We start from the raw sequence: 6,560 nt of genomic DNA on the forward strand, positions 1-6,560 counted from the left end.
GGTGGGTCAGCGCTCGGAGCGCACCCTCACTCCACCTCGTAGGAGACCGCGCCGCTCTCGTCCACGGTCGCGGTGACCTCGATGCTGTCCGAGGGGTCCTCGGCGTTGGTCACGGTGCAGGAGATCGGTGCCCCGACGCCGTCCACGAGGACGGCGTGGCCGTCGGTGTCGCAGCTGCTGACAACCTCCACGCCGGCGGCCTCGCCCACCTGCTGGGCCAGCGACGCCTCGACCGTGGCGACGTCGACGAAGGAGTTGTCACTGGTGATCTGGACGTTGCCCTCGTCATCGGTCTGCGTGACGGTGAAGGAGATCGGCTGCTCCGCCAGCAACGCCGTACAGGTGAACGTCGCCCCCGCCTCCACCTCGATGTCCGCCGGGCAGGAGACGTCGGTCGGCGCGATGCCGGCCTGCTGCTCGGTCAGCTGCGCGATCTGCCGCTCGGCGTCGGCCGTCTTCAGCATCTTGGGGGCGAAGAGCAGGAATGCGCCGACGACGAGCCCGCCCAGCACGAGGACGGTCGCGGCGACGGCGCCGACGATCACGCCGGTGCGCCTGCGCGGTGCAGGCGGCTGCCCGAAGGCGGGGGCCGGGGGGCCGTAGGGAGCACCCGGCGGGCCGTACTGCGGCGCACGCGGGTCGAAGGAGGGGCTGGGGTAGGTCTGCTGGGTCATCGTGGTTCTCCTCGTCGAGTGGATCCGCGACGACCATGACCGGCACGACTTTCGGTTGACTTGGCATGCACTTGAAGCCCGACTTGAAGTGCGGCGCACGCGCACGGAACGCATGCCGAGGGGGCCGGCCGTGCCGACCGGACGACCTGCCTCGAGTTCCTCGACGCCGGCAGCGGCATCATCCGCCCCGCACAGCCGGCCACGCCTGCTCGACCAGCACGGACCGGATCCCGAACCAGCCGATGAGGCCGACGCCGATCGCCAGGCCGATCAGCGACGACCCGGCGTGGCCGAAGCGGACAGCGCCATGTCCTCGGCTCAGCCTCCGCCGCAGCACCGGGGACGGCGACGGCCGAAGGTACAGGCGTGTGCGGAGGTTCCGCGTCGTCCCCCCGACACCGACATGAACCCCCGGGCTCCAGGGGCCCTGGGCTCCGTCATGAATCGATACGTGCCGTCTTCCGGCTGCTCAGGCCGGCCACCGGATCTCGATGCGGGTCCATGAGATCTCGAGGCCGCTCGTGACAGCGTGCTGCCCCGGATCGCCACCGACCGCCATGGACGGGGCGCGCGACACCAGTCGGCCGGCCACCTCTGCAGCCTTCGCCGCTGCGACCGCGGCCAACACCAGCACCGATGCGGTGAGGAGATGGCCGCCGGTGACGGCACGGACGAGCGTCGGCCGAAGCGACGGCGAGCCGCCCGACGGCACAGCCCACACTGGGCGGGGCTGATAGGGGATGCAGGTGCCGTCCACAGTGACGATGCCGCTGGGTGCGACGGGCTCTTCGTCGGTCATGGGTGCCCTCCCGGGACCAACGGGACGAGTTCATTGGACCACGGACAGCAGACCTCCGCCGGGCCCAGGATGACGAGATGCGGTGCACGACCGAGGAGCTGTGGCCGGCTGACATCGCCTCGTTGCTCGACGTCCAACAACGGCTCGGCACGCTGCAGCCACCACCCTGGTGTCCGGATTCCTCCCTCGTCGAGCTGGCGGCGGGCGTGGTCGTCCACACGCAGGGGCCGGGCGTGGCGGGCGAACGAGCCTGGGCTGGAGCGGTCCTCGTGCGGGGAGCCCATGTCATCGCCGCTGAGATCGTGGAAGGAGTGGTCTCCGTCCCCTACGTCCCGGCCCTGCAGTCAGCGCGGGAAGGACCGCTCCTGCTCGCCGCTCTCGAGGCGCTCCGACGCCGCCCCGACGTCCTGTTGCTCCCGGCCACCGGACGGGACCACCCGCGGCACGCAGGCCTCGCGCTGCACATGGGGTTCGTGCTCCAGCTTCCCAGCATCGGGGTGACCGACCGTCCGCTGCATGCGGTGGGACCGCTACCCGGCCCGCTGCGCGGGGACACGTCCGCGCTCGTCCTGGATGGCGTCGAGGTCGCGCGCTGGGTGCGCACCGTCCCAGGTGCCCGGCCGGTCGTCGCCCACGCCGCCTGGCGCACCACCGGTGAGGTGGCGGCGATGCTGCTGCTCTCGGCCACCACGGGAGCGCGGGCTCCGTGGCCCCTGCGGGAGGCACGCCGACTGGCCCGTGCGGCGCGCGCAGGGGGATAGTCGCCCTGCGGCTTCCTTCGGGGCGATGCTGCAACAGACAGCGGCTGGCCAGGCGCACCTCAGCACGCCGCCGTCAGGAGCCGGTACCGATGGCGGTGGAGCTACTCCTTCTCGACGAGACACCGTCCGAGCAGAAGGGCCTCCATGCCACTGCGCAGATAGTCGGCCACCGCGTCGTCGGGCGAGTTGACGATCGGCTCGCCGCGGAGATTGAAGCTCGTGTTGAGGACCACAGGCACACCGGTGAGACGCTCGAACTCCGTGATCAGCCGGTGGTAGGCCGGATTGAACTCACGCGTCACGCTCTGCAGCCGCCCGGTGCCGTCGACGTGGGTGACGGCGGGGATGACGTCGCGCTTGTCCTTGCGCACCGGCAGCACGAGGAGCATGAACGGGTTCGTCGAATAGTGGTCGAAGTACTCCGCCCCCCGTTCGTCCAGGACACTCGGCGCGAACGGCCGGAAGGCCTCCCGCCGCTTGACCCGCGCATTGACGATGTCCTTCATCTCGGGATGCCGCGGGTCGGCCAGGATCGAGCGGGCCCCGAGGGCACGCGGCCCGATCTCGGCGCGGCCCTGGAACCACCCCACCACCTTGCCGTCCGCGATGCGGGCGGCGGCTTCCCGCTCCGGGTCGGCGACCTTGCGGAAGGACAGGCCGCGGGCTTCGAGCGCCCGCGCCATCTCCTCGTCGGTGTAGCTGGGGCCCCAGAAGGGATGGGCCATGTGCCACGCCCGCCGTTCACCGAGTCCCTGGTGCCACACGTGGGCCGCTGCACCGAGGGCGTTGCCCGCATCGGAGGCCGCGGGCTGGATGAAGATCTCATCGAAGCCCGCCTCGGCCAGGATCCTCGCGTTCATCACCGAGTTCAGCGCCACGCCACCGGCCAGGCACAGCCGGCGAAGCCCGGTTGCCCGCTGGATGGACCGCGCGATGTGGACGCCGGCGTCCTCGACGAGGTGCTGGATGGCATGGGCCAGGTCTTCGTGGCGTGCACTGATGTCGGATTCCGGGGCACGGCGGGGTCCGAAGCGCTCGTCGCCGCTACGGGAGAACCAGCCACGCTCCCGCTGGTAGCCGAACCACTTCAGGTCAACCCGGAATCGACCGTCGTCGAGCAGTCGCACCAAGTCCCGGAAGTCCTCGACGTAGGTGTCCCGCCCGTACGACGACAGGCCCATCACCTTGCCCTCGTCGGCGTTCGGACGGAAGCCCAGCAGCCACGTGAACGCGGAGTAGAGCTCCCCCAGCGAGTGCGGGTTGCGTACCTCCTTCAGCCGGCGCAGCCGGTTGCCCTGCCCCAGCTGCATGGTGGTCGACAGGAAGTCGCCACCGCGATCGAGGGTCAGCACGGCCGCCTGGTCGAACGGGCTCGAGAAGAAGGCACTGGCCGCATGCGCGTCGTGGTGCCCGACGTGGACGATCTGCCCGCCGTACCCCCATCGCCGACGGAAACGTCGTTCCCTGCTGACCAGACGGACATCGGTGTACGCCTGCGCACCGAGCCGCTTCGGCGCGACCCGGGCAACCGCGTCGGCGGCGCCACGCATGAAGTCGATCCTCGGGTCATGGGCGAAGGCGACAGCCGTCAGATCCCGCGCCGAGAGCCCGGCCTGGCGCAAGCAGAACTCGATGGCCGCGTCCGGGAACGCCTTCGTATGTGCGTCCCGGTTGAAGCGCTCCTGCTCCCCGATCGCCACCACGGCGCCGTCGACGAGCAGGCACGCCGAGGTGTCGTGGCTGAAGCAGTTGACCCCGAGGACCGCGGTCATGCCGTACCCCGTTCCGGTCGGTCGGAGAAGTGCACTACCGCGTCGCCCATGACTGGCCGGCTGTCTGCCGGCGCTTGCAGGTCGGCCGACGGTTGGCCCATCTTGTCAGGACCGCAGCCGCAACGGGGGCTTCCCGTGCTGCGCCGGCCGACGGAGGAACGGGCCCTCGTGCAACCACGCCTGCTGGACTTGCTCGTGTGCCCGGAGTGCCGACAACGCTTCACTCTCGAGGACCCCGTCGAGGCCGACGGCGGCGCAATCGAGTCCGCAACGTTGCTGTGCGGCACGGGTCACGCCTTTCCCGTCGTCGCCGGCATTCCGCGACTGCTGGGAAAGAACTCCCCGCGCGACCTCGACCGGGTCCGCGACAGCTTCAGCCTCGAGTGGACGCACCACCAGCCCGGTGACCGGACCTGGCACCTGGACCTCGAGATGCGCGTGCGGACCACATTCGTCGACGTGCTCGGCATTGCCCCCGAGGAGCTCCGGACGAAGACGGTGCTCGATGCCGGATGTGGCAACGGGAGCCAGTCCGTCGCCTTCACCGAGTTCGTCCACGAGGTCATCGCGATCGATCTGAGCACGGGGCTCGAACTGGGCAACCGGTTCCGAACCAGATGGCAGCAGGGGCGAGCCGACGCCGTCCACTTCGTGCAGGCCGACGTCTCCCGCCCTCCGCTGCCCCGGCGCAGCGTCGACGTCGTCTACTCCTTCGGCGTTCTGCACCACACCCCTGACACGCGGGCCGGCTTCGATGCCCTCGTCCCGTTGCTCCGCCCGGGCGGGACGTGCTACGTCTGGGTCTACCGATACGAGCCGTTCTGGACGCCGCTCATCCGGCTGATCCGAACCGTGACGACGCGCGTTCCGGTCGACCTGTTCAACCGGATCGCCCCGGTGCTGGCCTGGCCCTTCCTGCTCTTCACGACGGTCCTCGACATCAGTGGCATTCGGTCCTACCCCCGGATCAGCCGGCGGGAGGCCGCGCTCGCCCTCATGGACATCTTCGCTGCGCCGTACGCGCACCACCACTCACAGGAAGAGGTGCGCGGCTGGTTCGATGCCGCAGGCTTCACCGATGTACGAGAGTGCAACCAGGCCCGGCGGGGGTTCGGCATGGTGGGTCGGCTCGCGCCCTGACAGATCCGGACGGGAGTCAGCGAGCCGGTCGTCGGCGTCTTCTAGGCGTGCGACCTGAGGGGCGCCGTCGCGAAGACTCTCCCTCGGAACCTGCCCCTGACGACGAGCAGGCGCGGGTGGCGGTCGGCGCCCTGTTCCTCGCTGTCTGGTCGTCCCCGTGCCCGGGATCATCGAACGCATGGCCGGAGGGCTCTCAGTCGACGAGCCGGCTCCCGTTCCGTGCAGCAACCGGCGACCTGACGGGTAGGACTGCCCCATGGACTCCGCCGCGACGCCGCCCGTGCCCTCCGGTCACACCCGACAAGACGGGGTGCTCGTGGGCAGCGAGAACGCGCGCCGTCGGCTCGTCGTCTTCGAGGATCCGCAGTGCCCTTACTGCCGGAAGTTCGAGGAGGCGTCAGGAGATCTGTTGCGCCGGGAGGTGGCGGCCGGTGCGGTGGCGGTCGAGTACCGGATGCGGTGTTTCCTGGGACCGGAGTCGGTACGCGCCAACAATGCGCTGGCCCTCGCCGCGGAGGTCGGCCGGTTCGATCAACTGCGCCGGGAGGTGTTCGCCGCCCAGCCACCGGAGCACAGTGGCGGGTTCACCGTCGAGGACCTGCTCGATCTCGGGAGGAGAGCGGGCCTGGCTCAGCCGGGATACGTGACCGGTGTCCGAGAGGGCCGGTACGAGTCCTGGGCGCTGGTGGCCGATGGGACCTTTCAGGGGCAGGACCCGGAGGGCACGCCTGCGGCCCTGCTCGACGGCGAGCCCGTCGACTCGTCGGTGCTGTACGACAGTCGTGCCTTGGGGGCGCTGCTGCGCGGCTGAACGCCGGCACCGGGTGGACCGCTGTCGACCGGGTGCTCGCCGATCAGTCGAGCCGCCACATCACGGAGCAGGCGGGGACAGCAGCTGCCTGCGCGCACCCGCTCGGTGAAGTCCCGCCGGTGATACAGGGGTGCTGTGTCTCGGTCCCGCCCGTGACACAGAGGTCGGGGAACGGATCCCGGTGGACGAGTCGGCCCCGCTGGCCGTCTTCTCGACCGGCGAAGCCTCGATCGCCAGGGGGAGCAGGCCAGCCCCGACGACCTCACCGCTGGCGTACCCGCGCGATCAGGGGTGAGACCTGGATGTTCGCTCTTCTCGTGTGGCGTCTCCACCAGCCCTGCGGCCTGCCGATCGGGAGCCGATGCCTCCGCGGTGCGCCGGAACGCGTCCCGAGTGCCCATCCGCCCCGCTGTTGACACGCACCCAGCAAGGCGCTCGTCGTCAGCCAGGAGCGCCAGGTGCCCCTCCTGGCTGGTCACCGGGACCGGCCGGGCGCCGCCGACAGGGAAGCCGGTCGCGTCCGTAGGGAACGTCGCGGGCCAGGTCCAGCTCGGCGAGGCGCTCGTTGAGGGCCAGGGCCAGGATGTCGTACTGGTGGTCGTC

Annotated in this window: 6 protein-coding genes; 3 read left to right on the forward strand and 3 right to left on the reverse strand. The window is 70.5% G+C overall.

The features are described from left to right. Positions 1–26: 26 nt before the first annotated feature. Together ACFSHS_RS07975 and ACFSHS_RS07980 are read right to left on the reverse strand one after the other, a co-directional pair. Positions 27–674: a DUF4333 domain-containing protein gene (locus tag ACFSHS_RS07975; protein ID WP_376873870.1), complete on the reverse strand. Its 648-nt coding sequence runs from the start codon at positions 672–674 to the stop codon at positions 27–29. Between the two features lie 469 nt (positions 675–1,143). Further along, positions 1,144–1,473 (reverse strand): hypothetical protein, encoded by a 330-nt coding sequence (locus tag ACFSHS_RS07980; protein WP_376873872.1) that lies wholly within the window; start codon positions 1,471–1,473, stop codon positions 1,144–1,146. A 77-nt stretch (positions 1,474–1,550) separates the two neighbouring features. Here ACFSHS_RS07980 and ACFSHS_RS07985 point away from each other — a divergent pair, with 77 nt between their 5' ends. Then, the gene (locus ACFSHS_RS07985; protein WP_376873874.1) at positions 1,551–2,234 is read left to right on the forward strand and encodes an endonuclease V; all 684 of its coding nucleotides are present in this window, start codon (positions 1,551–1,553) and stop codon (positions 2,232–2,234) included. A gap of 101 nt (positions 2,235–2,335) precedes the next feature. On the opposite strand, the gene ACFSHS_RS07990 is transcribed toward ACFSHS_RS07985, so the two are convergent. Continuing rightward, complete coding sequence (locus tag ACFSHS_RS07990; protein WP_376873876.1) at positions 2,336–4,006, reverse strand: carbamoyltransferase family protein; 1,671 nt, start codon at positions 4,004–4,006, stop codon at positions 2,336–2,338. Positions 4,007–4,174: 168 nt separating this feature from the next. Here ACFSHS_RS07990 and ACFSHS_RS07995 point away from each other — a divergent pair, with 168 nt between their 5' ends. Next, positions 4,175–5,146 carry a methyltransferase domain-containing protein gene (locus ACFSHS_RS07995; protein WP_376873878.1) on the forward strand — a complete coding sequence of 324 codons (972 nt, stop codon included), beginning with the start codon at positions 4,175–4,177 and terminating at the stop codon, positions 5,144–5,146. A gap of 256 nt (positions 5,147–5,402) precedes the next feature. After that, entirely contained in the window at positions 5,403–5,957 is a 555-nt protein-coding gene (locus ACFSHS_RS08000) for a DsbA family protein (protein WP_376873880.1), read from the forward strand. The last annotated feature ends 603 nt before the right edge of the window (positions 5,958–6,560 follow it).

The sequence above is a fragment of the Blastococcus deserti genome, assembly GCF_042682525.1.
GTDB classification, from domain to species: Bacteria; Actinomycetota; Actinomycetes; order Mycobacteriales; family Geodermatophilaceae; genus Blastococcus_B; species Blastococcus_B deserti.